This is a genomic window from Arthrobacter mobilis, from assembly GCF_012395835.1.
Classification (GTDB): Bacteria; Actinomycetota; Actinomycetes; order Actinomycetales; family Micrococcaceae; genus Crystallibacter; species Crystallibacter mobilis.
Map to the genome: position 1 here is coordinate 436,694 of NZ_JAAZSQ010000001.1, position 25,642 is coordinate 462,335.

Below are 25,642 nucleotides of genomic sequence, written 5' to 3' on the forward strand. Positions count from 1 at the left end.
CCGCCGGGGCGGGAAACCGCCCCGGCGGCCCTGGCCCGTCCGCCGGGGCCTTCCGGTGTCCGCCGCCCGGCGGTAGCGTCGGTAACGCGGGGATCACCGCCTGCTCCCATCGGCGGGCGGGCCCCCCGATGGTCGAGGCGACGTACGGAGGATGGATCATGGGACTCAAACCGGGCAAGACCACTCTGGCGGCCGTTGGTGCGGCAGCCCTCGTGCTGGCACTGACAGGGTGCGGCGAAAAGGAGAGGCGCGGCGCCTCGTCCGGGGACATGACCGAGATCGCGCCCGCCAGCCCGACCACCACCGGTTCCTTCCCGGCCGGCGAACCGGTCGTGGCCCAGTTCAACGAGTTTGAGGATTCGGCGGCCATCACGTACAACCAGACCGTCGTCCCCAAGGGTTCCAATGTCGAGGTCCTGGTGCAGAGCCAGGGCTCCGGGACCACGGTGAGGCTTGCCGTCGAGGGACTTGAGGCCAACCGGGACTACGGCGCCCACGTGCACGTCAACGCCTGCGGCGCCGAACCGGAGCAGGCCGGTCCGCACTACCAGAACCGCAAGGACCCCAAGACCCCATCGGTCAACCCTGAGTACGCCAATCCCGAGAACGAAATCTGGCTGGATCTCTCCACCGACGATCGCGGCAATGCCGAAGCCGAAAGCACCGTCGACTGGCAGTTCCGCGAGGGTGAAGGGCAGTCGATCGTGATCCACGACATGCACACCAAGACCGGCGAGGGTGAGGCCGGCACGGCCGGAGACCGGCTGGCCTGCGTCAATATCCGCTGACCGCGCCCCGCGCCCGCTGAAAGTCCCAGGAGGGCGGCCGCCGGTCAGGCCGCCAGGGCCGCGTAGCGTCCCTGGCGGCGCAGCAGGCTGTGGTGCGTGCCGTGTTCGACGACGCGGCCGGCGTCGAGCACGGCGATCTGGTCCGCGCCGCGGACGGTGGAGAGCCGGTGCGCAATGGTGATGGTGGTGCGGCCGGCGGCCAGCCGGTCGAAGGCCTCCTGCACCGCGCGCTCGGTGCGTGTGTCCAGCGCGCTGGTGGCCTCGTCGAGGATGAGCACCTGCGGATTGCGCAGCAGCGTGCGGGCGATGGCGATCCGCTGCTTTTCGCCGCCCGAGAAGCGGTGGCCGCGCGAGCCGACCACGGTGTCGTAGCCCTCCGGCAGCGCCATGATGTGCTCGTGGATCTGCGCGTCGCGGGCGGCCTGCTCGATCTCGGCGTCGCTGGCCGCGGGCTTGGCATAGCGCAGGTTCTCGCGCACCGTGGCGTGCAGCAGGTAGGTCTCCTGGCTGACCATGCCCACTACGCGGGCCAGGTCGGCCAGGGCCATGGTGCGGATGTCCACGCCGTCGATGGTGATCCGTCCGGAGCCGGGGTCGTGCAGCCGGGCCAGCAGGGCAGCCAGCGTGCTCTTGCCGGAGCCGGTCTGCCCGACCAGGGCCAGGGTGGTGCCCGCCGGGATGTCCAGGTCCACGCCGTCGACGGTGGGACCTGGGCCGCCGGGGTAGCCGAAGCTGACCTGCTCGAAGCGCACATGGCCGGCCAGCCTCTCCGGATCGACGTCCGCAGGCTCGGCCGGGTCGGCGATCTCCACCGGCAGGTCCAGGTACTCGAAGATGCGGGCGAACAATGCCAGCGAACTGGTCAGGCTGATGCCCACGCTCATCAGCCCCAGCAGTGGCCGGAAGAGCCCGTTCTGCAGGGCGGTGAAGGCGACCACCGTGCCGATGCTGATCTGCCCGGCGGTGGCCGGCAGCCCTGCGGCCAGGTAGATCACGGCCGGCACGGCGGCGAAGACCAGCCCCATCGTGGCCATCCGCCAGCGTCCGGCCAGTTCCGAGCGCAGCTCCAGTTCCGTCAGGCGTTCCGAGGACGCGGCGAAGCGCTCCGCCAGCGCCGGGCCGGTGCCGAGGGTCTTGCTCAGCTGGACGCCGCTGACCGAGAGGGACTCCTCGATGGTGACGTTCATGTCGGCCAGCTCGCGCTGCCGGCGGGCGGTCAGTTCCCGCCGCAAGGCGCCGACCTTCCGGGCCAGCAGCACCGCCGGGGGCATCACCAGCAGCGAGATCAGCGAGAGCTGCCAGGACAGGGCCACCATCGCCGCCAAGGTGGCGACGGCGGTGGTCAGGTTGGTCGCGATGCCGGTGGCCGTGGTGGTCACTACCGCCTGCATGCTGCCGATGTCGTTGGTGATGCGCGACTGGACTTCACCGCTGCGCGTGCGGGTGAAGAAGCCCACGGACTGCCGCTGCAGGTGCGTGAAGACGTTAGAACGCAGCCGGTGCATGACATGCTGGCCGACGCGGGTGCTGATCCAGGTCTGCAGGATGCCGAACGCGGCGCTGGCGACGGCGACCGCCAGCATCCCGGCCGTGAGCAGGACCAGCAGCCGCAGGTCGCGTTCGGGCAGCGCTGTATCGATGACGGCCCGAAGCAGGAACGGTGCGGCCATCGAGACAGCCGAGGATGCCACGATGATGGCGGTGACCAGGACCAGCTGCCAGCGGTAGGCGGCGAAGAGGCCGGCGATGCGCCGCAGGGACACATGGCTGGCCTGCTCCCGCTCCGCTGCGGTGGGAGGCTGCGGCGGGCGGCCGCTTTTCATGCCGGCGGGTTCCGTGGGAACCACCCCTTTCTGGCACATGCCGGGCGGCCGGAGCCGCCGGTGAACGAAATGCTGAGGATACCTCACTATGAGGCTACAACCATGCCGGCTGTTAGGCTATTCCCGTGGCCGACGAAAACCTGCTGGATTCCTTCTGGGCCGTGGCCCGGCAGCTGCGGCGACGCTCGCGCGAGGCGCTGGCACCTTGGGACGTTTCGCCATCGCAGTCGCGTGCGCTGGGCGTGCTGCGCCGGCACGGGCCGCTGCGCCTGGGCGAGCTGTCCGAGCGCCTGCACATCGTGCCGCGCTCGGCGACCGAGGTGGTGGATGGGCTGCAGGAGCGCGGCTGGTGCGTGCGCGAGCCGGACCCGGCCGACCGGCGGGCCACGGTCGTCTCGCTGACCGAGGCCGGCCGGGCGCTGGCCGATGCCATCCGTGCCGCCCAGCAGGAGCAGGCGCGGAACTACTTCGGCGTGCTGGGCACGGACGAGCGCGCCGAGCTGGCGGCCCTCCTTGACCGGCTTGTCGGCAACCCGTAGGGCGGCGCGCGCCGGCGGCGGGACAGCACAGCGCTAGTTCGGCAGTGCTTCCCTCAGCTCCAGGACCCCGGCATCCATGGCCTGCCCGCAGGTTTGGCCGTTGGGGCAGACCGACACGGAAGCCCTGGCCACCGCCTCGCCCTCGCGGAAGGCGTAGAAGCCGCCGCCCGCGACCACCAACAGGTCCTCGGTCTGCGAGCTGCCGGTGCACGTGCCCGGGCCGGTGAAACCGGTTCCAGTGGCGGTACGGCCCTCCTCAACGACCTGGGCCAGCTCCACGAACATGTTGTAGCTTTCCCCGGCGGTGCATTGGAAGGTGACAGTGATCGAGGTGCCGGCGCCGCCGGCCAGCAGCCCGGCGTCCTCCGGCAGCTCGATGCTGAGGCCGGGGGCGGCGGTTGTGGCCGGACCGGCGGTGGCTGCAGCGGCGGGGGACGCACCGCAGAGCAGGCCAAGAATCATTGCGGATCCGGCCAGGCCGGAGAGGGGGAGGGTTCTCATGATGGTTGTCGACATTCACGTTGAGCGGATAATCGTCGGGACGCCCGGGAAGGCATGGTCCGCCGGGGCGGAGCAGCGCGGCTGAAGAGCCAGTGGCCCTATTGTAGGGGTGCAGCCGTTATCCGGCACTCCTGCGCCAACCTGCCGGCGGCAGGCATCCGGCTCACGGCAGCCGCCAGCCGCCGTAGGCCGCACCCGGGTCCGGCGGCGGGAGCGGCACCCCGCACACAGACCGGAACTCGTCTTCGTCGGCGAGCGCGACGTGCAGCCGGCCCCCACCCTCCCGGCTCTGCCGCAGGACCAGCAGCAGGCCGGTGCAGGAGGGGGCATGCGGGACGGGCGCCTGGCGGGCAAAAGGCAGCCAGCCGCCGCCGGTGGCGGTGATGCCGGGCAGCCGCAGGGCGGGTGGTACTGCCAGCCAGGCTTGGGGCCGGTCCGTCCCGGCAGGCTGTCCGCCGACGGCGTCGAGCCACCCGCCGCTCCCGGTAGCCGCCAGGATGCCGACGTCGGCGGAGGCTCCGGGGGTCGGCAGGAAGCCGATCCAGAATGCCTCGCCGGCAGGGGAGGGGAGCAGGATCCGCTCCGGTCCGGCCGGGCAGACCGGCAGGGCTCCCAGGCTGGTGGGCAGGGCGTCCAGGACCGCGGCGGCGGGGTACAGGTAGCGCTGGAAGGAGACCGACAGTCCCGCGGCGAGCGGATACTCGTAGACTGCGCCCTGTTGGTTCATGGCCGCGGCGGTGCTTTGGTTCGTTCCTGCCACAGGGCCGCCAGGGCGGATGCCGGCAGGGCCAGGTTCATGGCCTCGCGGCGGATCTTGTCCGGAGGCTGGTTTTGGGCCAGCTTCCGGCTGCTGCGCTTGAGCCACTGCCGCAGCTGGCCAAGGTGCGCCTTCCGCGTGGGTTCGTCGGTGGCCCAGACAAAATACGGCCCCTCGCTGGCCGCCGCCTGCACGCGCTGCCACAGGCCAAGCGGTACCAGCTCCGGATTCGCATAGCTGTATTCGGCCAGCAGCCGCCAGCTGGCCTCGAACAGGGGCGGCACGGTGACCGGCTGCTGCCGGCGCAGCTGCGGATCCGCACAGCACAGGGACAGGGCCTCGACGTCGGACTGGCCGGTGCCCAGGGCCGAGCGCAGCCGGACCACGGCGGCGTCGAATACCGCCGCGTCCTCCGGCCGCATCCCGTTGGCGGCTTTCGCCGCGCGCAGCAGCAGATGCGCCCCGATGATCCCGGCAATCGGATCGTCGTAGTCCTGGAGCAGCAGCCGCTGCAGTTCGGACCCGCGGTTCCGGTAGAGCGGGTTCCGGCCCTGGGCCAGGCCGATCCGGGCGGCCTCGATGACCTGCTCGTCGCGGGCCGGCAGTGGCCCGGAACCGGCCTTGCGCAGGAAGACGGCGGCGTCCCGGACCGGTGCAGTGTCTTCGCTCTCCAGTCCCGGTACCGGCCCGGCGGCGCGTTCGAGGGCGATGCTGGTGACATATCCAGGGCAGGCGGGCACGGTGGCTTCGAGCGTGCGGCCGTCGGGCAGCGTGCCGCGAAGATAGTACGTGCCGGGTCCGACCTCCTGTTCCCATACCGACTCCGGCCCGAGGCCTGCCGGGGCGGGGCGGGGGCCGGAGTCGGCCAGCCGCGCGAAGACCGTACCCGCGGAATCGATCAGTTCAAGGCCTGCCAGCGGCTGCCAGCCGGACACCAGCCCGCCGGCCACATCCGCCGGGACATAGCGGGCCAGCACCGAAATGGCGGCCCGGTCCGCCCCCAGGTCCGCGAACCGGCCGCGCTCCGGACCGGCGCCCCGGGGCAGCCCTGCGTCCTCCGGCAAGGTGGCGGGGCTGGCCAGCGGCGGGGCCGGTGCCGGGTGGTTGTCCAGGTCGCCGTCCAGCAGCACCACGTGTTCACGCATCGAGCTGACGTCCCGGCCGAATTCGGTACGGATCTTGTAGACCCCGGGCATGTCCCGCTCGCGAAGCGAACCGGTGTCGCTGAAGACCAGCCGCAGGGCATAGTCCGTGACCAGGATGGAGGCCGCCGGATTGTCCGCGGTGACCTCGATCCGGTGCAGCGCGAACGGGTCCGCCGGCCGCACCGGCGGGCCGGTGTCCCGGATCTGTTCGGCCACCTCGCCGGCACCGCTGACCTGGAAGCCATGGCGCAGGCCCAGCGCGGGGACCTCGGCCACGTACAGGCCCCGGACCAAAGCGCCGGTCCAGGTGGCGGAACCGAGGGTCCCGGCGACGGCGGGGATATGGGGCCTGCCGGTCCAGAGCAGGAATTCCTTCCCGGCCGCCGCCTCCGGAAAGGTCAGGACGGTGCGGAACGTCGGCCGCTCGGGCAGCCGTGTGAAGGTAATGCCCTCATCCGTGCGGATGAACGGGTGCAGGTCCACCGCGGAGGCGGACCTGACGCTTTCGGGCAGGAACTCGGGCATGGCATTGTGCAGGAAGGATTTCAGGCTTTCCCCGGTGACCTGGCCGCGGTCGTTCGCCGCCGCCCCCCGCAGGCCCTGCAGCAGCGTCCAGCTGAACACCCCGTGGACCTGGCCGTCGGCCATCGGGTGCTCCAGGGCGCTTTTGGTCTGCGCCGCCACGCCCACGAACATGGGCCCGGGGACCCCGTTCGCCGTGCCCAGCCGCAGTGCAGGCTCGCTGATGGTGATGGACTGCTGGTAGGTCATGCAGCAGTCCATCCACAGCACATACTCCCGGAAGCGCAGCGCCTGGCGGAAGCCGCGCAGCCAGTCGAAGGCATAGACGTAGGCGGGCAGCATCGAGCTGGCCTCGGCGGTGAAGAGCGCGCCTTCTTCCAGCACCGGGGCAAAGCCGTGCCCCGAAAAGTACAGGTACAGCCGGTCACCCTTCACCTCGCGCGTCTGTTCCCCGATCCACAGCAGCGCATTGTGCACCCGGGACATGTCCGGTTCCGGATTGTCCGGGGTCAGCGGCCCCAGGTCCGCCTGGCGGATGAGCTTGACGTTCTCCGGCGGCACGCCGCCGCCGTCCGGGTCGACGAGCCAGCCGTAGATATCCTGCGCGTCGCGGTCCGGGCCCTGCAGTTCCTGCAGCGCGAACCTGGGATAGCGGGCGATGCCCACCACCACCGCATAGTCGGCCATTGACGCCCGCCTGCCGCTCACCAGGGATAGGCCGTACGGATGAACTCCTTGTCGGTCTCCGACAGGCCGCTGTTCAGGCCTGCCGAGAATCCGTCGGTGGTCCAGGACGCCGGGATCGGGTACATCATGATGGACGAGCTGTCGGTGTCCGTGGCGGACAGTTCCGCCGGATCGTAGCGCTTGAAGATGTTGTGCTCGATCGTCTCCAGGTCCCACCTGTTCGGCGGCCCCGACAGGTCGGCAATGACGGCGGCGCGGTTCCAGTTGATCGGCCGCTGGGGGTTCTGGTGTTCGTGGATCAGCCCGATGGCGTGCCCGAATTCGTGCAGCACCACCCGGCGCAGTTCGTCGTCGTCCGAATCCGGGGTCAGCCAGCCGTAGTTCATGGTCGGTTCGGAGACCGGGATGTGCTGGGCATGGGTGCCCAGGTAGGACCAGGAGCCGTTGCCCTGTTCGAAGGTGATGCGGATATCGCCGTCGGTGTCCTCCGCCCGGTTGAACTCCAGGTTCGCCAGGTCCGGCCCGGTCCATTCGCGGGCCACCTCCAGCACCCGCCGCTGCAGGTCCGGATCGCCTTCGAGGAACTGGACCTTGAGGGTGGAGACGTTCCAGCGGGATTCATTCAACAGCGCCGCCTTGGTATTGCCTGCGGGCGGGGCCGCCGTGCGGATGGTGCAGAAATGGTTCTGGTTGGTCGTGGCCATGGTGCTCCCTGCCTTGCTCCGGGGTTGGTACGGCTTGGTGTAGCGCACTGCCGTTACTGTGCCGTTACGGCCCCGCTGCCCGCCGCCGCCGGTCCGGGCTGTAACGGCGCAGTAACGCGGCCCGGCTAGGGTGGCAGCGCGCCCGGACCTGCTGCTTCCCTGGCAGCTGCTGCCGGGCCCGGGGACGCCCGAGGAGGCACGCATGGCCGACCGCAGCTTGGCCGGACTCGACTGGGACGCCGCGCTGCGCGGCCCCTTCCATCCCTCGCCCTCGTCCTGGGCCGACCAGACCCTGTACTTCCTGCTCGTGGACCGCTTCTCCGACGGGCAGGAGGACGGCTGCCTGGACCTCGACGGCGCCCGGGTCCCCGGCACCACGCCCGCCCTGGCGTCCGGGGACCGGGAGAGCGTGCTGGCCAGCGAGGAGCAGGCGGCGGCCTGGCGGGCGGCCGGGGCCACCTGGGCCGGCGGCAGCCTGGCCGGCATCCGCAGCAAGCTCGGCTACCTCAAACGGCTGGGGGTCACCGCGCTGTGGATCAGCCCGGTACTGCGCCAGCGGCCGGGAACCAGCGACTACCACGGTTACGGCACCCAGGATTTCCTGGCGGTGGACCCGCATTTCGGCACCGAGGGGCAGCTGCGGGACCTGGTCCGGGACGCGCACGGCGCGGGACTGTACGTGATCCTCGACGTGGTCCTGAACCACTCCGGGGATGTGTTCGGCTACGCGGCGGACCGGTACGAGGAAACCGACGAGGCCGGCAACCGCTGGTTCGATCCGCGCTGGGACGGCCGCCCCTACGCCGTCGCCGGCTGGCGGGATGAGGACGGGACGCCGTCGCTGCCCTTCCCGCAGCCCATCGGGCCCGACCGCCCCGGTGCCGGCGTCTGGCCGGCCGAACTGCAGCAGGCGGGCAGCTTCACCGCCCGCGGGCGGATTTCCGGCTGGGACCATGACCCGGAGTACCGCGAGGGGGACTTCTTCGGCTTCAAGGACATCAACCACGGCTCCGGTCCGCTGGAGGACTATGTGCCCTCCGCGGCGCTGCTGAACCTGACCCGGGCGTACCAGTACTGGATCGCCTATGCGGACCTGGACGGCTTCCGCGTCGATACCGTCAAGCACATGGACCCGGGGGCCACCCGCTTCTTCACCTCCGCGGTGCACGAGTTCGCCCAGTCCATCGGCAAGGACCGCTTCTTCCTGGTCGGGGAGATCACCGGGTCCCGGGGCTTCGCCGTCGAGCTCATGCAGCAGACCGGACTGGACGCCGCGCTGGGCCTGGCCGACGTGCAGGGCCGGCTGGAGGGATTCGTGAAGGGCAGGACAGCCCCGCAGGAGTACTTCGGGCTCTTCCGCAACTCCGTGCTGGTCGGCCAGGGCAGCCACACCTGGTTCCGCGACCACGTGGTCACCTCCTACGACGACCATGACCAGGTCCGCAACGGCGACCGCAAGGCGCGCTTCGCGGCCGACGACGACGGCGCCCGGCTGGCACTGGCAGCGCTCGCCGCCAACGCCACCACCCTGGGCATCCCGTGTGTGTACTACGGCAGCGAACAGGCCTTCGACGGCGCCGGAGGCCACGACCGGTACATCCGCGAGGCCATGTTCGGCGGCCCCTTCGGCCCGTTCCGCAGCACCGGCCGGCATGCCTTCGACGAAACGTCCGGACCGTACGCCGGCCTGGCACAGGTGCTCGCGGTCCGCCGCGCCGAGCCCGCGCTGCGGCGGGGCCGGCAGTACCTGCGCGAAATCTCCGGCGACGGCGTGCACTTCGGCTTCCCGCAAGGGTTCGGCGGCCGGATCGAATCGATCGTGGCGTGGAGCCGGATCCTGTCCGGCCGCGAAGTGGTCTGCGCGCTGAACACGGACACCGCGCGGACGGTCTCGGCGTGGGTGACGGTGGATGCCGGCCTGCATGCCGAGGGGGCGCGCTTCGTCCACCGGTATGCCAGCGGCGGTGCCCTCTCCGGTACGGAGGTGGAGGCCGAGGCCCGCAACGGCCTGGCCATCCGGCTCACCCTGCCACCGGCAGGCTTTGCCATCCTGGTCCCGATACAACCCCAATGACAGGGAGCGAACATGTCCCATCCGCACAGACCCGCCCGGGAACCGGAACCCACCGAAGCCTTCGCCGGGACCGCCCCCATGGAGGTGGACCAGTACCCCGGCAGCGAAGCGGCCGCCGAAGAGCACCCGGAGGACGCACCCGGGGCGGGATCCGCCGCCGTGCCGCCGCGGAGCATGGAGGACATCGCGCACGTCACCGTGGCCGAGCTGCTGCGCCGGCAGAACGAACCGGGGCGGTGAGCGGCCGTGGAGATCCGGTTCCGCAACAACACGGCCAGCACCGCGAGCGTGGCGGTGATGTTCTACAGCCCCGACGGGTGCGCCCACGACGGCCAGTGGGGCACCCGGGGCTGGTGGGTCATCGGCCCGGGCGGCACGGCCCATGTGCTCAATACCGGCAACAGGTACTTCTGCTTCTACGCCGAGACCACCGACGGCACCGTCTGGGCCGGCGAGTTCGGGCCGATCTACATCTATGCGGGAGCGTTCGACTCCTGCCTGCTGATCGGTTCGACGGCGGCCATCGGGAAAGTGGGCACCCGCCGGGTCGACACCCGCGGCAATGACACCATCGTGAACCTGAACCGGTGACGGCCGGCACAGGGCCGGCCGGAGGCAATAGCTTTGTCACGGCCCGCGGCACTCCGGGCCCGAAGGTCATTGTCATTCCGGCCGGCAGGGCGAGCGTCGGCCGCGGACCGGATGTGTCCGTGCGCCTGGATTTCGACGGCGTGAGCAGGCATCATGCCAACCTCGAAACTTACAGGGGACGGACGACCCTCACGGATGCCGGCTCCCGGAACGGCACCTGGGTCAACGGGACCCGGATCACCGGCCCGGTGCTGCTCTCGCACGGCGACGTGGTGCAGTTCGGGACGCTGCGGCTGCAGTTCCGCGAACCGGTGGCGAGGCCGGTGGCCGGACCGGCGACGGTGGCGCCGGCCAAGGAAGGTTCGGGCCTTGGCACGACGCTGCTGGTGGCGGGCGCCTGTGAGGCGGTCGTCCTGCTGGGCAATGTCGCCGCGACTTTCTTTGCCGGTTGGACCGGAACTCTGTCCTGGCTGGTGGCCCCGGTGGTAGCCGTGCTGGTGGCGATGGGGAAGGTCCTGGTGGAGCATTTCGGAAAGCGGCAGAGCCCGGAGCCCGTGACCCGCGAAACCGGCCCGTACCGACCGGCTGCCGGGGCAGATCCATATTCCGGGGCGGCGGGACCTGCCCCTGTCCGGCGCCCGGTTGTACCGGCGCTGGCCGCCATCGTGCTGGTCCTGGGCGTGGGCGGTCTGGCGGTTACCGCAGGCGTCCGGTTCGTCACGGGCTGGCTCACCGGCAACGAACCCGGCGTCGAGCGTCTGGTGGAGACTGCCTCGAACGATATCGGAGGAATCGTCCTCACCGTCGACAGCGTCCGGAACACCCGGCACTTCACCCGGGTGGGCGTCACGGTGCGGAATGGCCTGTCCCACAGCATCACCCTGCCGTTGTTCGGCAATGCATACCTCACCGATCAGGACGGGAAAACCCTCGAGGCCGACCCGGGCCGCAGTGACTGGAGCGAGACCATCGTTCCGGGTGGTTTCCGACGGGGGACGCTGGTATTTCCCGGCCACGTTCGCGGGTCGGACACCACCGTTTCATTGTCCTTTGCCACCGTTTTCGGCCACGGCTTCGGCGGCCCGCCGTCGCTGGAGCTGGGAGGCATCAGGCTCGATGAGGTACCGGAGGGCGGACCCGGCGCACGTCCGGCGGCAAACCTACTACCAGCCGGCAGCCAGGGCGGCCGTCTAGCCCGTGTGCACGAGGCAGCGGGGGAGAATGACTTACTCCTCTTGGCCGCTTTGAATGATGCAGGCGTAACGCACCGGTGACGGGCGGTTTCCTACGCTGGGAGGGCACGGCCGGACCAGCTCCGGCCGTGACCAATGTCCGGGCCGGCCCCTATGTCTTCCTGTGGCCCGCGGGTATTCTGGCCGTACGACCGATTCGTCGGCCATGCGTTTCCGGTATTGAAGGAGAGTCAGCATGTTGCGGGGAAACTGGTTTGAAATGGGCTGGGCATGGGTTTTCGCCCTGCTGCTGCTAGCCATCATTGCGTTGCTGGCAACGCTGGTCGTGCGGGCCTTCACGGCCGGCACCAGCCGCCCGGGCCCGGAATGGGCCATGGCAGGACACTCCGGAGGGCGGGTGCTGCCGCCGCCGCGCAGCCCGGCCCGGCAGATCCTGGACCAGCGGTTTGCCCGCGGCGAACTGTCCGTCGACGAATACAACGAGCACCTGAAGGTGCTGGGAGAGCCGCCCTATCCGGCCGGCCAGGAACCGCCGCGGGCCTGAGCAACCTGCAGGACAGGACGCCGGTCAGAGCCCGCGGGGTTTGCCCGCGGTGAACAGCCAGGTCCGGAACAGCTTGTCGAGGTCCTTGCCGGAAACCTCTTCGGCCAGCCGGATGAAGTCGGCAGTGGAGGCGCTGGCGCCGGCGTGCTCGTTGGACCACCGGCGCAGGATGGCGAAGAAACTCTCGTCGCCCACCGTCGTGCGCAGTTGCTGCAGCACCATGGCGCCGCGCGTCTGCAGGGCCGGGTCGAAAACCCGGTCCTGCCCGGGATCGGCTACCTTCAGGTCCCAGAACTGGTCAGTGGCCGGGATGCCGGCATAGAACTCCAGGGTCTGCTGCGCCGTCCCGCGGTCCCGGTCCTCGTTCCAGAGCCACTGCGCGTAGGTGGCGAAGCCGTCGCTGAGCCAGGCATCCTTCCAGCTGGCGACGGAGACGGAGCCGCCGAACCACTGGTGGGCCAGCTGGTGGACCATCAGCGAGTCGGCACCGGAGGAGTCGTGGAAGAACTCCTTGGCGTACAGCGGCCGGGACTGGCTTTCCATCGCGAAGCCCAGCCCGTCCGCAGTGGTGACGACACCGCCGGCCTCCTTGAAGGGGTACTTGCCGAACAGCTTGGACAGGAAGCCGATGATCCGCGGCTGGCGCGCGAGCGATTCCTTGATCCTGGACCCGATGGAGGTCGGTGCCGATACGCCGGCCGTCCAGCTGTCGGCGCTGTCCGGGCTGCCCTTCGGCGCGCCGGCGGCCTTCCAGCCGTTGAGCCGGTCGCGGTTCCGGTCAGGTTCGAAGGAAGTCGACCCCTCGCCGGTGGAAACCTTGATGTCCTCCAGCAGCACGCCGTTGTGCTGGCCGGAGATGTCGCTGGCATAGGTGATCGCCAGCTCCACGTCCTGGCCGGCGTATTCGGCGAGGTCGAAACGCCATTGCTCCCAGCCGTCGCTCGGGCCGCTGGCGGCCCACCACTGCCCGGAACTGCCCTTGGGACGGCAGCCGCCCTTGCCGTCGCTGCTCTGGTAATGCTTCAGGAACGGATGCACTTCGTGCCAGGCCGGGCAGGACAGTCCGGTGTCCTGGCTGGCGTGGCCGGTGGTGTCCCGCAGCGTGGTCCAGGCGCCGGTACCCGCCACCCGGGCCTCCACGAACGCGAAGTCCCAGCCGGGTTCGGTGTCGCGGTTCATCCAGAAGGACAGGTCGGCCCCGCCCTGCGGGATGCTGATGGTGCGGGCCAGGCGCTTGTAGGAGGCATTGCCGGTCCGGGACCACGCGAGTCCGTTGCCGTTGCGCGGCAGCACCAGCTTGCCCAGGGCCGGATCCATGACGTCCCAGTAATGGATGCCGGCCTTGGTGTATTCGTTGAAGTCGAACTGGCCGATGCTGATGGAGGCCAGGTACGGGGCGATGGGGGCGTCCGCCTCCCAGGCGAAGGTGGTGCGTCCGCCCTGGTGCGTCATCTTGCGCAGCGCACCGTTGGCCACGACCTCCCATTCCTGCGGCACGGTGATCCGGTAGGTAAAGGCGGCCTTGTCCCGGGGGGTGTTGTTCACGGGGAACCAGGTCGGGGCGCTCAGCGGATGTCCGGTGACGACGGCGCCGTCGGCGGTGTGGATGAAGCCTGCCTGCCCGGGCTCGGTAATGGTCCGGGGGATTCCGCCGTACTCGACGACGGTCCGGAATTTCGTGCCGCGGCTGATGCCGTGCGGCAGCCGGACGGCCAGTTCGCCGTCCGGGGTGTGGGTCCAGGATGCGGTATGGCCGTCCACCTGTACCGAATGGACCGTCAGGGCCTGCAGGTCAAGATTGAACGAGGACAGATCCTGGGTCGCCCGGGCAGTGATGGTGGCGTGGCCGTTGAGCTCGTCGGTGGGCGGGTTGTAGTCCAGCTCCAGCTCGTAGTGCTTCACGTCGTAGCCGCCGTTGCCGGCCAGTGGAAAGTACGGGTCCCCGCCACCTGCCGCCCCCTGCCGGTACTCGGCGGCCGCGAGGTTCGGGGCGGCCAGCGCGGTGCCGGGCACGCCCGCGAGGATGACGGCCAGGCTCAGCGCCGTCCCTGCCCGCCGCCACCGCGGTGTCCGCGGCCGGCGGCCTGCAGGCACAGCCGCACCGGGAAGATCGGCAGTTGTCCAGGACCTGAAGTTTGCGCTCATGTCTCCCCAACCAGGTCCGGTGCCGTGCCGGCAGGACCCTGACGCGGACCGCCAGGTGGCCGGCAGCCACCGCGGTCCATCACCTCATACTGACGTGCTCCCAGCAGATAACTCCACCCTGCTGCGGCTTTATTCCACTGTCAACGAAAGGTCGGCGAAAGAATTCCGCTAACGCCGAAGGCCTGTGCAGCGGCTGCTGCACAGGCCTTATCCTGCTGGACGCAGGTTGGGAAAATACTGGAGCTGTCTAGGCTGCCAGGGCGCGGATCCCGATCACCAAGGTGGCGATGCCGAAGATCATCGAGGTCGTGATCAGCATGAAATGCACCGTCAGGTACCGGGTTGCGCCGCCGCGCTCGTCCCGGGCGCGCGGATCCTTCCAGACCCGGCGCAGGAACGGGGGCCAGACGCACAGGCTCCAGACGCCGGCCAGGACCAGGATCCAGGCCAAGGCTGCGGGCAACTGCATCTGCGCCGTGCTCCGTCAGGCCTGGCTGGCGATCCAGGCCTCGGCCTGCGTTGCCTGCAGCTTCAGGGCCTTGGCCAGCACCGGTTCGGCAGCGGCGGCGATCTTGCCACCCAGGAACGGGATCCCGGAGGTGACCTCGCCCTCGAGCTGCACGCGGGTGGAGCCGCCCTCGGCGACCAGCTTCTGCACGGCCTTGGCGTCCACCGGCGCGCCGGCGACCTTGACCTCGACGTCGGCGGTCCGCGAACCGTCGGCGGCCGGAGCCTGCCAGCGCTCGGTCTGGGTCACGGTGAGGGACTCGCCGACGACCTTGCGCGCGATTTCCGGCAGCCGGGTGGTCGGCAGCTTGCGCACAACCGTCAGGTTGAACGCCCCGTCCACGGAGCCGTCCCGGTTCACGGACACCAGGCTGCCGCCCACGAGCTCGCTGATGTGGCGCAGGAAGGCCTCGCTGGTGAAGGTGTCCGTCACCTGGGCAACGGAGTAGGGCAGGGTGGTGGAGGCGCTGAGGGCCATGGTGTATCTCCCGAAGTGCATAGTGTCAGGGCGTGACCGCCGCCCGGCCAGGCCAGGCAAGCGGCAGCCGAGGTCAGGAAAAACTCTATCCCGAGCCCCGGACCGTGCCCAACTTGGGCGTCTCCGCGGCCGGCTCCGGAGCGGGGAGCCGGCCGCGGTCCCCAGGACCGCCCCCAGTGTATTGGCCAGCACGTCCTGGATGGTGCCGAAGCGGTCGTGCAGGAAGTTGTGCTGTGCCAGCTCGACCGCTCCGGAGAGCAGGACGGCCGCGGCGACGGCCAGCCAGCGCCGCGGCGGGGGCAGCAGGGCCCCGGCCAGCAGGCCGAACGGCAGGAAGAGCAGCACGTTGGCCGCTGCTTCGACGGTGCCGTAGCCGACCCAGCCCGGCAGGCCGTGCCGGTGCAGCGTACCCAGCAGGTCCCGCAGGACAGCGGCGGCCGGCCGGTCCACCGGCACCGGCCACAGCACGACGGCGGCCAGCAGCGCGCCGTACAGGCCGGCCAGCGCCCCGGCCAGCAGGCGGCCGGAATCCGGCCGGCTACCCGCCATGGGCCCGCAGCCCGGGTACTGCCGGGGCGGCCCGCGCCGGTTCTGCCGCCGGCAGTTGCACGGTGAAGGCGGTGCCGCGGCCGGGCCGGCTCTCGAAGCTGATGTATCCGTCGTGGGCGTCCACAATGGACTTGGTGATCGCCAGTCCCAGCCCGACTCCGGGGATGGCTGCCTGCCGGACGTCCCTGGTCCGGAAGAACCTGCTGAAGACCTTGGCCTGGTCCTCCGCGGTGATGCCGATCCCGTGGTCCCGGACCGTGAAGGTGGCCCCTGCCGGGTCCATCCGGGCGGTGACCACGATCTCCGTGCCGGCAGGGGAGTATTTGATCGCGTTGGAGAGCAGGTTGTCCGCCTTCATCGCCCGGGCCGTGACGCACACCGCCCGCTGCCGTCCCTCCGGCCCCAGCCAGACGAGCCGGTCCGGGAAGGATTCACCGCGCGCGGCGCGGCTCACCGGCCGTTCCGGCACAGGGACCGGGGTCCGGCGGTCCGCTTCGAACACCAGCAGGCGCGCCTCATCCGGGTCGGCGTCCCCTGCCGGGGCGGCCAGCCGGTGGTACAGCCGCTGCTGCGAGTTCATCAAGGTCCTGCGGCCGCCGGCGTCGACAGCGACCACACCGACGCTGACCGTGTCCAGCACCGCATCGAGCAGACGGGCGTGCTTCCGGCTCTCCGCCAGCAGCTGCCGCAGCTCCCGGTCGCGCGCGGCGAGCGCGGTATTTCGTGCGGTGAGGCTTCCGCGGACAACCGCCGCCGTGACGGCCAGGGCCAGCATGACGACGGGGACGACCACGGGGGCGGCCAGGTCCGCGGGCACCAGCGGCCCTGGTGTGGTGAGCGCGGGCAGCCAGACGATGGCAGCGGTGCCGGCCACGCTGACCAGGCAGGCTGCCACCGCGTTCAGGCCCGACCAGGCCAGCCGGAACACCGGGAAGACCGCCAGCAGGTAGAGTCCGGACAGGGCGCCGAAGCTGCCTTGGCGGAGCAGGCCGACGACGGCGAAGTCGAGCACGGGGATGATCCACCAGGAACCGGCGGGCAGCCGGTGCCAGGGAACCGCGGCGCAGGCAAGGGTCAGCAGGGCCAGCAGGACCAGCCCGCCGGCGAAAAACGGGTTGGCGAGCCGGTCCGGGTGGAACAGGGCCGCTGCCGCGGCCACCGTGGCGACGGCGGCTGCCAGCGGCAGCTGGCCCAGGAGAACCTGGCGGCGCGGCGCGTTGCTGCGCCACCACCTGCCGGCACCTGCCGGGGCGGGCCTGCCGGAGGCAGGCCTGATGGATGCAGGCATGGCGTGACGGCGTCCTTCCCCCGGGGACCGTGTGCTGCTCCGCGGCGGGCGCCTGAAGCGCCGCCGGAACGAGCTCCAGTATAGGCAGCGCGGAAAATCTGCCCGGACGCGGCAGGTATACTGCAGCTCTATAGCTCCAACCAGTTCTAGAATCGGCTCAAGATCAATGCGGCAATACGGTTAATTTCAGGCAAAGTCGGGGGGCAGCGTGAATAGCCAGCGTGTGGCGGTCATCATCGAGGATGACGGGGACATCCGGAGCATTCTGGAATCGGTGCTGCAGCAATCGGGATTCGAGATCCACGCCGCGGCCACCGGCGCCGACGGTGTCGAAGCGGTCCGGCGCTTCGAGCCGGACATCATCACGCTGGACCTGGGCCTGCCGGACTTCGACGGGTTCGAAGTGGCGCGGCAGGTGCGCCAGTTCAGCGACGGCTACATCGTGATGCTGTCGGCGCGCGCCGAGGAGCTGGACACGCTGCTGGCCCTGGAGGCCGGGGCCGACGACTACCTGACGAAGCCGTTCCGCCCGCGTGAACTGCGCGCCCGGGTGGCGGCGATGCTGCGGCGGCCGCGCCATGGCACACCCGATCCGGCCGGCCCGGCGGCGGAATCCGGATCTGCCGCGCCCGAGCACGCTGCCACCGTCACCAGTTCCGGTGCGCTGGTGCATAACGGCCTGACCGTGGACCAGGCCACGCGCACGGCGCAGCTGGGTGGCCGGGACGTGGACCTGACCCGGACCGAGTTCGACCTGCTGCATGCGCTGATGGAGAGCGGGCGGGTGGTCAGGACCAAGCCGGACCTGGTCCGGCGGCTGCGCCATGAGCATTACGACACCGGCGCCTTCGTCAGCGAGGCGGACGAGCGCGCCGTCGAGGTGCACATCGGGAACCTGCGCCGGAAGCTGGGCGATGATCCGCGGTCCCCGCGCTGGCTGGAGACGGTCCGCGGCGTCGGCTACCGGCTGGCTCCGCAGCTTTAAAGCGGGAACCGGCCCGGCCAGTGCTCCCGGCCGGAAGCGGGGAGCACGGGCCGGGCCGGGAGTGGCCGGATACGGCGCGGTCTACTTGGTTTCGTGCGAGTCCGAGCGGCCCAGGATCTGCTTGGGGATGAAGAAGGCCAGGGCGAAGAGGATCAGGCCCAGGGCGAAGGCCGGGATGGCGCCGATCTGCGGTTCGAGGCCGAAACTGAGGATCGAGCCCAGGAAGAGAACCATCACAATGGCGAAGACGATCACGTTGCCGGCCACGCGGCCTTCGCCGGCATGGGTGCGGGGGGTGGTGCGGGGCATGGAAAACTCCTCGGTAGTGCGGGTCGGTCGGGCTCCGGAAACGGCCTTAGTAGGCCGCGGCGCCCTGCTCACCGTTAACAATAGCGACAGATGAGCTGGCCCCAATTCGTGTTGCGCCGGCCCCGATCATCGCGCGGGCGTCCTCGATAGAGCGCACGCCGCCTGAGGCCTTGACGCCCAGGTCCGGGCCCACCGCCTTGCGCAGCAGTGCGACGTCCTCGACGGTCGCCCCTCCGCCGAGGAACCCGGTGGAGGTCTTCACGAAGTCCGCGCCAGCCTCGGCGGCCACCTCGCAGACCATGACCTTCTGCTCGTCGGTGAGGAAATGGGTTTCCAGGATCACCTTCAGGATCGCGCCGCCGGCGTGCACGGCATCGGCTACGGCCGCGATGTCCATGTAGAGCGAGCTGCGGTCGTTGGCCCGGGCCGCGGCGATATTGATGACCATGTCGATCTCGTCCGCCCCGTCCAGGTTCGCCCCGCGGGCCTCGTAGACCTTCACGTCCGTCGGCGTGGCACCGAACGGGAAGCCGACCACACTGCAGGTCTTCACCCCCGAGCCCTTCAAGGTGTTGTGCACCAGGGCGGCCCAGAGCGGGTTCACGCAGACCGAGGCGAAGCCGTACTTGACCGCCTCCTCGCAGACCCGGAGGACGTCCTCGCGGGACGCCTCGGGCTTGAGCAGCGTATGGTCGATGTACGAGGCGATGTCGGACACGGTGCTTCCTTCCTGGACGATCCCGGACCCAGCCGTGGGCCGGCTCGGCTTTGGTTCTCCATCTTTGCACACCCTGCTGCCCGCGATGCGCCCCGCTCCCGGCCGCTGTGCCGGCCGGCGCGCTAGACGTTCAGCCGGTAGCCGCGCTTGATGACCGTGGCCACCAGGCGGGGATCCGGCAGCGCCTGGCGCAGCCGGCTGATGGCCATGTCCAGCGCGTGCTCGGCGGTGGCCTCCGGCAGGTACTGCCCCAGGGTCTCGCGCGGCAGCACCGCGCCGCCGGCGGCGGCCAGCACCCGGAACAGGGTCATCGGCGCCGGGGCCAGGTCGGCACTGTGGTCGCCGAGGATCACGGTACGGCCGCGGATCTGGACTTCGCCCAGGGCGGTGTCGAAGCGTTCGACCAGGTGCCCGCCGATGTGCTCGACCACCAGCCGGATGAGGGCACCCATCCGGTAGCGCTCGGGCAGGATCGGCTCGATGCCGGCTGCATGCAGGGGCTGGGCCGTCACCGGGCCGACGGCTGCGGCCACGACGCCGGCGGAGAACGCCTCGACCAGGCACTCGTGCAGGCCCGCCTCGTGCGCGGTGCTCAGCAGGGCGTCGACCGCCGGGGCGCTGGTGAAGGTCACGACGTCCAGCTGCCGGTTGCAGACGGCCTCGATCAGCCGCCGCACCTTCTCGCCGGCGTCGTCCGGCTTGACCCAGCGGTAGGGCGTCACCGGCAGCACCGTGGCGCCGGCGGCCCGCAGCCGCTCCAGCTGGCACACGTCCGTGTAGCCGTGCTGCTGGAAGGCAATGGCCAGGCCGGCCACGCCTTCGGCCAGCAGCATGTTCACCAGGGTGCTGGTGCGCTCGTCGGGGCTGGTTCCGGCGTCGTCCAGGCCCGCGGCCCGGACCGCGCCGCGGGCCTTGGGTCCGCGGACGAAGATCCGCGACCGCTCCAGCACCGATGTCAACTGGTCCCCGAGCCCGGCGGCGTCGGCCGCCTCGAACCAGCGGCGCATGCCGTAGGCGGTGGTGATGACGGTGATGTCCGGACGCGCCTGCAGCACCCGGGTGGTGTCGGCCAGGAGCAGATGATCCTGCTCCACGGGTGCGATCTTCAGGACCGGGGCGTGCATGACCGTGGCGCCGCGCCGCTGCAGGGCCTGGATGAGGTCCCCGGAACGCCGGTCCGAGGTGACTCCGATCCGGAAGCCGGTGAGGGTCTCGGTACCTGTCCGGGGGATGCCGCCGTCCTCGAACGACGGGTCGTTGCGCTTTGCCGGATGGCTCATACCGCCTCCAGCCGCCCGGCCAGCCCGGCCAGCTGCGCCGCCTGGTCCCGGCAGCTGCCTGCCTGGCGGACCACCTCGCCGATGACCAGGACCGCCGGGGACTTGCAGCGTGCGGCCCCGGCCGCGGTGACAATTCCGGACAGGTCCGAGACCGTGGTGCGCTGGGAGTCGCTGTAGCCGCGTTCGACGACGGCCACCGGCATGTCCGCGCGCATGCCGGCCCGCCGCAGGCCGGCAGCCAGCTGGGGCAGCGTGCCCACGCCCATGAGCACCACGATGGTGCCGCCCAGCCCGGCGAGGTGCCGGTGCTCGGTGTCGGTCAGCGGCTGGTGCCCGGAGACCACCGTGAACATGTGGCTGACCTCGCGGTGGGTCACCGGGATCCCGGCGGCGGCCGGGACCGCGATGGCGCTGGTGACGCCGGAAACCACCGTCACCGGGATGCCGGCCGCGGTGCAGCTGGCCACTTCCTCGCCGCCGCGGCCGAAGACGAAGGGGTCCCCGCCCTTGAGCCGTACCACGTGCTCGCCCGCCTTGGCGGAGTCGATCATCAGCTGTTCGATGTCCGCCTGGCCCACCGGATGGTGCCCGGGGCGTTTGCCGACGTCGACCAGCCTGGCGCCCGGCGCCAGCCGGTCCAGGTTCCGGTGCGGGGCCAGCCGGTCGTAGTAGACGACGTCCGCCTCCCGCAGGGCCGCCAGTGCCTGGGCGGTCAGCAGGTCCTCGGTGCCCGGTCCGCCGCCGACCAGCGTGACCTGCCCGCCGGGTGCCGCCGCCTGTTCACGCACCAGCAGCACGCCGCGCCGGCGGCATTCCCCGGCCAGCGGCTCCCAGCCGCTGCCGTCGTCGACCGCGGCCACCAGGGCCGCGCCGTCGAGCAGTCCGGGGCGGAAATCCGCCGGCGTGGCGAGCGTGCGGACGACGGCGCCGGCGCTGCGGTAGCGGCGGACGGCGCGGCGGGCGGCCGCGGCATTGCCGGCGACCAGGACGGTCAGCCCGGCCAGATCTGCGGTGAAGTTCATGGGGGACTCCTTCGGGACGGCGGGTCAGTCGGTGGAACGGAGGGGGATCGAGGCGCCCAGCAGCACCGGGCCGGTGCCCGCTGCTGCCAGCTCGTCGCCGGTGGCGGGCCGGATCATGCCGCGCTCGCTGACGTTGACGATGGAGCTGTCGGGTTCCTGCGGCGCGTTGACGAAGGAACGGAACCGGCGCAGGCGTTCGGGGTCCTTCAGTGTGGCGGCCCATTCATCCTCGTAGTTGTCCACGTGGCGGGCCATGGCCGCTTCGAGGTCCGCGGCGATGCCGAGGCTGTCGTCGACCACCACCTCCCGCACGTGGTCGATGCCGCCGTCGAGGTCCTGCAGCCAGTGGGCGGTGCGCTGCAGCCGGTCGGCCGTGCGGATGTAGTACATCAGGTAGCGGTCCACGTACCGGATGAGCGTCTCGTCGTCCAGGTCCTTGGCCAGCAGCTGCGCGTGGGCCGGTGCCGCGCCGCCGTTCCCGCCCACATAGAGGTTCCAGCCGTCCGCGGTGGCGATCACGCCGACGTCCTTGCCGCGGGCCTCGGCACATTCGCGGGCGCAGCCGGAGACACCCATCTTGAGCTTGTGTGGCGAGCGCAGGCCGCGGTAGCGCAGCTCCATGCCGATGGCCATGGCTACCGAGTCCTGGACGCCGTAGCGGCACCAGGTCGAGCCGACGCAGGATTTCACGTTGCGCAGCGCCTTGCCGTAGGCGTGGCCGGACTCGAACCCGGCCTCCACCAGTTCCTTCCAGATGTCGGGCAGCTGTTCCAGCCGGGCGCCGAACATGTCGATGCGCAGGGCGCCGGTGATCTTGGTGTAGAGACCGTACTTTTGGGCCACGCGGGCGATCACCGCCAGCTTTTCCGGGGTGATCTCGCCGCCGGGGATGCGCGGGACCACCGAGTACGTGCCGTTTTTCTGCATGTTCGCCAGTGCCCGGTCATTGGTGTCCTGCAGCGTGCCGCGGCCGCCGTCGAGCAGGTAGGCGCTGTGCTGGGAGGCGAGGATGGAACCGATCACCGGCTTGCAGATATCGCAGCCCAGCGGGGCGCGGGTCCCGGCGGCGCCGTGCGCGCCGTCCGCGGGGAGCGCCGGGACCGGGGTGCCGAACCGGGCCAGGATCTCGTCGGCGCTGGCCAGGCCCAGCGCGCGGACGGCCTCGAACAGCTCGGCGCGGGACATGGCGAAGTGCTCGCAGAGGGCCTTGGACACGGTGATTCCGGACTTGGTCAGTTCGGTTTCCAGCAGCTTCTTGAGCATGGGCACGCAGGAACCGCACTGGGTGCCGGCGCGGGTGCAGGCCTTGAGCCCGCCCAGCTCCTGGACCGGGTCCTGCCCCTCGCAGCTGCCGCAGCCGTTCACGGCGTCGCGGATGGCGCCGGCGGAGACGTTGTTGCAGGAGCACAGGATCGCGTCGTCGGGCAGTTCGGTGTCGGGCGCCTCGCCGCCGCCGGCCGCGGTGAGGTAGGCGCCGGGCTCGGCCGGCAGTTCGCGGCCCAGCAGCGGGCGCAGCGAGGTGTACGGCGCGGCGTCGCCGACGAAGATGCCGCCGAGCAGCGTCCTGGCATCGCCGGAGACCACCAGCTTCTGGTAGACCCCGCGTGCCGGATCGGCGTAGACGATTTCCAGCGCGCCGGGGGTCTTGGCGAAGGCGTCGCCGAAGCTGGCCACGTCCACGCCGGAGAGCTTGAGCTTGGTGGCCGTATCGAAGCCGGTGAAGACCGCATCCCCGCCGTGCAGCCGGTCCGCCACGATCTCCGCCATGGTGTTGGCCGGGGCGACCAGGCCCACGCACAGGCCGCCGAAATTGGCCACCTCGCCGATTGCCCAGATGTGCGCCACGTCGGTGGCGCAGGTGTCGTCGATCACGATGCCGCCGCGGGCGCCCATCCGGAAGACCGGCACGAAGTCCGTCTCGCCCAGCTCCGCAGGTGCCATGCCGGCCGCCGCGGCGGCTTCGGCCTTCGCCCGGTCGTTCAGTGCGCGGGCCAGTTCGTCACGGGGCCGGACGCCGATGGAGACCACCACCATGTCCGCGTCGATGATCCGCCCGTCCGCCATTTCGACGCCGGTGACCCGCGCGCCGCCGGCGTCGGGTTCGGTGAGCACGGCGGCGGGGAAGACCCCGCCGTGGACCGCCAGGCCCTTGTCCGCGACCAGCCGGCCCATGGCTTGGCCGGCGCCCTCGTCCAGCTGCGTGCCCATCAGCCACTTGCCGCCGTCGATCACCACCGGGTTGGCCCCCAGGGACTGCAGGCCGGCGGCGGCCTCGAGGCCGAGCAGGCCGCCGCCGATGGTGACGGCGTTGATGGTGCGGCCGTACCTGGCGGTCAGCTCGGCGACCTTGCGGTTGATCGACCAGACGTCCTCCAGCGTGCGGTAGACGCTGGTGTGCTCGTTGCCCGGGATGGGCAGGGTTGCCGCATTGGACCCGGTGGCCAGCACCAGCTCGTCGTAGCCGAAGCGGCCGCCGGCCTCGGTGACGACTTCCCGCGTTCCGAGGTCGATATCCACCGCGCGGGCCCCGGTGACCAGGGTGACGCCGTCCTGCTCCCAGAGCGCGGCCTCGCCCAAGGTCAGGTCCACGCCGGTGTCGGTCAGGGCCTTGCTCAGCGCGACGCGGTCATAGGGGAGGTGGGCTTCCTCGGTCAGCACGGTGAGGGTGAACCGGCCGGTCCCCACGGTGCCGCGCGAGCACATGGCCTCGACAAAGCGGTGGGCGGCGGGGCCGCCGCCGACGACGACAATCCTGCGCGGTGAATTCTGGGTCATGGCGGGCCTTTCGGATTCGAAACGGTGCGGACTGTGGCCTCCAGCCTAGGAAGCGGCCGTTGCCTGCCGATTGCCCTTCTGTTTCCTCCTGTTGACATTTGGCTGGGTTTTGCCGGGTCTTTGGGTGGGGAGTTGGAAACCTGCCGGAAACATCCCGGCCGGTCACCGGCGGCCGGCGCAGTGGTGAGGCGCGTTTTACGTCCGCGTTACGCCGGGCGGAGCCGGGCGAAACATCGGCTTCCTAGCATTCCTGGGACAGGATCCGATCCGCTTCCAGAACGGGGACCACCATGACCGTAATGATTTCTCCCGAGACCCTGTCCGCCACGGACATCCACTGGCACAGCGTATGCCGGGTGGAGGACCTTGAGGACTGCTGGGGCGAGGCAGCCCTGGTCCAGGGCCGGCAGCTGGCACTGTTCCGCCTCTCGGCCACCGAGGTGTATGCCGCGGACCAGCGAGACCCTGCCACCGGGGCGTACGTGATGGCCCGCGGGATTGTCGGCAATGCCGGCTCCCGCGCCACCATCGCTTCGCCGCTGCATAAAGAGGTGTACCTGCTGGCCACCGGCGAGTGCCTGGGCAATCCGGACCTGTTCCTGCCCACCTACCCGGTCCGTCTCGAGGAGGGGATGGTGCTGGTCGGACTGGATGCGGCAACCGGCGCAGAGGCGGCCGGATGACTGCCCCGGCAGTGGCGGAGGCAGGCGCAGGCCCGCAGCTGGTGAACGAGCCCTGGGGCGGCATGCTGGACCTGCACGGGCCCGCCGGCACCGGCCCGACGCTCAAGGCCCCGGCACCTCTCCGGCGGCGGCGCATTCCGCTGCCGGCCCCGCAGGGTCCGGTTCCCGGCGTCTTCAGCTGCGAGCCCTGGGGCGGCCTGGCCGCAGCCGGCACGGCCCTGGTGGCGGCGGCGCACGGCACGTCCTCGCCAGCCGGCCAGGCGGCCATCGGCGCGCTGGTCCGCGCGGTGGCAGCGCGCCGCCCGGACCTGGACGTCGTCGAGGCCTTCGTCGACGTCCAGGAACCTGCCGTGCCCGCGGTGCTGGCCGGGCTCGAGGGGCCGGCCCGGATCGTGCCGCTGCTGCTTTCGGCCGGCTACCACGTGCATGTGGATCTGGCCGATGCTGCCGCGGCGCGGCAGGACACCACCACCGGCCCTGCCCTGGGGCCGGATATCCGGCTGGTGCGGGTGCTGGCCCGCCGGCTCCGGGAGGCCGGGCTGCGCCGCCGGGACCGCGTGGTCCTGGCCTGCGCCGGTTCCACCGATGCGCGGGCGGTGGAGGACTGCGGGCGGACAGCCCGGATGCTGGGGGAACTGATCGGCAGGCCGGTCACCGCAGGCTTTATCTCGGCCGCGCAGCCGGCACTGAAGGCGGCCGTCGCGGCCGAACGCGCCGGGATCGCCCGGCGCCGCTTCCGGGCCCGCGGGGCCCGGGTGGTCGTGGCCAGTTACCTGCTGGCACCCGGCTACTTCGCCTCGCTGGCGGCCGGCTGCGGGGCCGACGCCGTGGCACCGCCGCTGCTGGTGCCCGGGGAGGAGCCGCCAGCGGAACTGGTCGATCTGGTCCTGGACCGGTTCGCCGGATAGCTCCTTGACCCCGGCCCCCATCCGGGGCGGTGCTTCAGGAACCGGTTCTGCCGGACAGGAAACGCCGCTGTGATCCTTGACACGGTCCCGCCTGGACGGGGCGGAGTTCGTGGACTACCGGCGGGCG

The 25,642-nt window shown here is 70.9% G+C and carries 24 protein-coding genes and 1 pseudogene; 10 read left to right on the plus strand and 15 right to left on the minus strand.

The window, feature by feature from the left end:
* The first annotated feature begins 158 nt into the window (after positions 1 to 158).
* Positions 159 to 788, plus strand: coding sequence for a superoxide dismutase family protein (locus HGG74_RS02040; protein WP_168484655.1), 630 nt, complete (start codon positions 159 to 161; stop codon positions 786 to 788).
* A gap of 44 nt (positions 789 to 832) precedes the next feature.
* Here HGG74_RS02040 and HGG74_RS02045 read toward each other — a convergent pair whose 3' ends face one another.
* Positions 833 to 2,611 (minus strand): ABC transporter ATP-binding protein, encoded by a 1,779-nt coding sequence (locus HGG74_RS02045; protein WP_168484656.1) that lies wholly within the window; start codon positions 2,609 to 2,611, stop codon positions 833 to 835.
* 125 nt (positions 2,612 to 2,736) lie between these two features.
* Here HGG74_RS02045 and HGG74_RS02050 point away from each other — a divergent pair, with 125 nt between their 5' ends.
* On the plus strand, positions 2,737 to 3,150 hold the full coding sequence (locus tag HGG74_RS02050; protein WP_312856699.1) for a MarR family winged helix-turn-helix transcriptional regulator: 414 nt from the start codon (positions 2,737 to 2,739) through the stop codon (positions 3,148 to 3,150).
* A gap of 33 nt (positions 3,151 to 3,183) precedes the next feature.
* Here the strand turns inward: HGG74_RS02050 and HGG74_RS02055 are convergent, their stop codons facing one another.
* From HGG74_RS02055 to HGG74_RS02070, 4 genes are all read right to left on the minus strand, one after another.
* A complete protein-coding gene (locus HGG74_RS02055; RefSeq protein WP_168484657.1) occupies positions 3,184 to 3,651 on the minus strand; it encodes a hypothetical protein in 468 nt (155 codons plus the stop codon).
* A 163-nt stretch (positions 3,652 to 3,814) separates the two neighbouring features.
* Positions 3,815 to 4,378, minus strand: coding sequence for a hypothetical protein (locus HGG74_RS02060; protein ID WP_168484658.1), 564 nt, complete (start codon positions 4,376 to 4,378; stop codon positions 3,815 to 3,817).
* Positions 4,375 to 6,762 (minus strand): caspase family protein, encoded by a 2,388-nt coding sequence (locus HGG74_RS02065; RefSeq protein WP_168484659.1) that lies wholly within the window; start codon positions 6,760 to 6,762, stop codon positions 4,375 to 4,377. The genes HGG74_RS02060 and HGG74_RS02065 overlap by 4 nt, the downstream gene beginning before the upstream one ends.
* Before the next feature lie 17 nt (positions 6,763 to 6,779).
* Positions 6,780 to 7,466 (minus strand): M12 family metallopeptidase, encoded by a 687-nt coding sequence (locus HGG74_RS02070; protein WP_168484660.1) that lies wholly within the window; start codon positions 7,464 to 7,466, stop codon positions 6,780 to 6,782.
* A 202-nt stretch (positions 7,467 to 7,668) separates the two neighbouring features.
* On the opposite strand from HGG74_RS02070, the gene HGG74_RS02075 reads away from it, so the two are divergent.
* The 5 genes from HGG74_RS02075 to HGG74_RS02095 all read left to right on the plus strand — a co-directional run bounded on the left by HGG74_RS02075 (position 7,669) and on the right by HGG74_RS02095 (position 11,868).
* Complete coding sequence (locus HGG74_RS02075; RefSeq protein ID WP_168484661.1) at positions 7,669 to 9,540, plus strand: alpha-amylase family glycosyl hydrolase; 1,872 nt, start codon at positions 7,669 to 7,671, stop codon at positions 9,538 to 9,540.
* Positions 9,541 to 9,552: 12 nt separating this feature from the next.
* On the plus strand, positions 9,553 to 9,780 hold the full coding sequence (locus tag HGG74_RS02080) for a hypothetical protein (RefSeq protein WP_168484662.1): 228 nt from the start codon (positions 9,553 to 9,555) through the stop codon (positions 9,778 to 9,780).
* A gap of 6 nt (positions 9,781 to 9,786) precedes the next feature.
* Positions 9,787 to 10,131 carry a DUF1036 domain-containing protein gene (locus HGG74_RS02085; protein ID WP_168484663.1) on the plus strand — a complete coding sequence of 115 codons (345 nt, stop codon included), beginning with the start codon at positions 9,787 to 9,789 and terminating at the stop codon, positions 10,129 to 10,131.
* Entirely contained in the window at positions 10,128 to 11,405 is a 1,278-nt protein-coding gene (locus HGG74_RS02090; protein WP_168484664.1) for an FHA domain-containing protein, read from the plus strand. The genes HGG74_RS02085 and HGG74_RS02090 overlap by 4 nt, the downstream gene beginning before the upstream one ends.
* Before the next feature lie 154 nt (positions 11,406 to 11,559).
* Positions 11,560 to 11,868: an SHOCT domain-containing protein gene (locus HGG74_RS02095; protein WP_168484665.1), complete on the plus strand. Its 309-nt coding sequence runs from the start codon at positions 11,560 to 11,562 to the stop codon at positions 11,866 to 11,868.
* A gap of 24 nt (positions 11,869 to 11,892) precedes the next feature.
* Here HGG74_RS02095 and HGG74_RS02100 read toward each other — a convergent pair whose 3' ends face one another.
* The 5 genes and pseudogenes from HGG74_RS02100 to HGG74_RS02115 form a co-directional block, all read right to left on the minus strand.
* Positions 11,893 to 14,013, minus strand: a complete 2,121-nt coding sequence (locus tag HGG74_RS02100; protein ID WP_168484666.1) for a M1 family metallopeptidase — start codon at positions 14,011 to 14,013, stop codon at positions 11,893 to 11,895.
* A gap of 247 nt (positions 14,014 to 14,260) precedes the next feature.
* Positions 14,261 to 14,482, minus strand: a complete 222-nt coding sequence (locus tag HGG74_RS02105; RefSeq protein ID WP_168484667.1) for an SCO4848 family membrane protein — start codon at positions 14,480 to 14,482, stop codon at positions 14,261 to 14,263.
* Between the two features lie 15 nt (positions 14,483 to 14,497).
* Complete coding sequence (locus HGG74_RS22080) at positions 14,498 to 14,998, minus strand: DUF2505 domain-containing protein (protein WP_312856711.1); 501 nt, start codon at positions 14,996 to 14,998, stop codon at positions 14,498 to 14,500.
* Between the two features lie 165 nt (positions 14,999 to 15,163).
* A pseudogene (locus tag HGG74_RS22085) lies at positions 15,164 to 15,547 on the minus strand (VanZ family protein); the annotation flags it as partial.
* Positions 15,537 to 16,835, minus strand: coding sequence for a sensor histidine kinase (locus HGG74_RS02115; RefSeq protein WP_168484669.1), 1,299 nt, complete (start codon positions 16,833 to 16,835; stop codon positions 15,537 to 15,539). The pseudogene HGG74_RS22085 and the gene HGG74_RS02115, both read right to left, overlap by 11 nt.
* A 208-nt stretch (positions 16,836 to 17,043) precedes the next feature.
* Between HGG74_RS02115 and HGG74_RS02120 the strand changes: the two genes are divergently transcribed.
* On the plus strand, positions 17,044 to 17,820 hold the full coding sequence (locus HGG74_RS02120) for a response regulator transcription factor (RefSeq protein ID WP_312856700.1): 777 nt from the start codon (positions 17,044 to 17,046) through the stop codon (positions 17,818 to 17,820).
* Positions 17,821 to 17,901: 81 nt separating this feature from the next.
* Here HGG74_RS02120 and HGG74_RS02125 read toward each other — a convergent pair whose 3' ends face one another.
* The 5 genes from HGG74_RS02125 to nirB form a co-directional block, all read right to left on the minus strand.
* The gene (locus HGG74_RS02125) at positions 17,902 to 18,129 is read right to left on the minus strand and encodes a DUF2207 domain-containing protein (protein WP_168484670.1); all 228 of its coding nucleotides are present in this window, start codon (positions 18,127 to 18,129) and stop codon (positions 17,902 to 17,904) included.
* A gap of 46 nt (positions 18,130 to 18,175) precedes the next feature.
* Positions 18,176 to 18,847 carry a deoxyribose-phosphate aldolase gene (gene deoC, locus HGG74_RS02130; protein WP_312856701.1) on the minus strand — a complete coding sequence of 224 codons (672 nt, stop codon included), beginning with the start codon at positions 18,845 to 18,847 and terminating at the stop codon, positions 18,176 to 18,178.
* Between the two features lie 122 nt (positions 18,848 to 18,969).
* Positions 18,970 to 20,127: a uroporphyrinogen-III synthase gene (locus HGG74_RS02135; protein ID WP_168484671.1), complete on the minus strand. Its 1,158-nt coding sequence runs from the start codon at positions 20,125 to 20,127 to the stop codon at positions 18,970 to 18,972.
* Positions 20,124 to 21,149 carry a uroporphyrinogen-III C-methyltransferase gene (gene cobA, locus HGG74_RS02140; RefSeq protein WP_168484672.1) on the minus strand — a complete coding sequence of 342 codons (1,026 nt, stop codon included), beginning with the start codon at positions 21,147 to 21,149 and terminating at the stop codon, positions 20,124 to 20,126. The genes HGG74_RS02135 and cobA overlap by 4 nt, the downstream gene beginning before the upstream one ends.
* A 24-nt stretch (positions 21,150 to 21,173) precedes the next feature.
* Positions 21,174 to 23,924: a nitrite reductase large subunit NirB gene (nirB, locus tag HGG74_RS02145; protein WP_168484673.1), complete on the minus strand. Its 2,751-nt coding sequence runs from the start codon at positions 23,922 to 23,924 to the stop codon at positions 21,174 to 21,176.
* A 290-nt stretch (positions 23,925 to 24,214) separates the two neighbouring features.
* Between nirB and nirD the strand changes: the two genes are divergently transcribed.
* Both nirD and HGG74_RS02155 read left to right on the plus strand, forming a co-directional pair.
* Positions 24,215 to 24,607, plus strand: coding sequence for a nitrite reductase small subunit NirD (gene nirD, locus HGG74_RS02150; RefSeq protein WP_168484674.1), 393 nt, complete (start codon positions 24,215 to 24,217; stop codon positions 24,605 to 24,607).
* Entirely contained in the window at positions 24,604 to 25,515 is a 912-nt protein-coding gene (locus HGG74_RS02155) for a sirohydrochlorin chelatase (RefSeq protein ID WP_312856702.1), read from the plus strand. The genes nirD and HGG74_RS02155 overlap by 4 nt, the downstream gene beginning before the upstream one ends.
* The last annotated feature ends 127 nt before the right edge of the window (positions 25,516 to 25,642 follow it).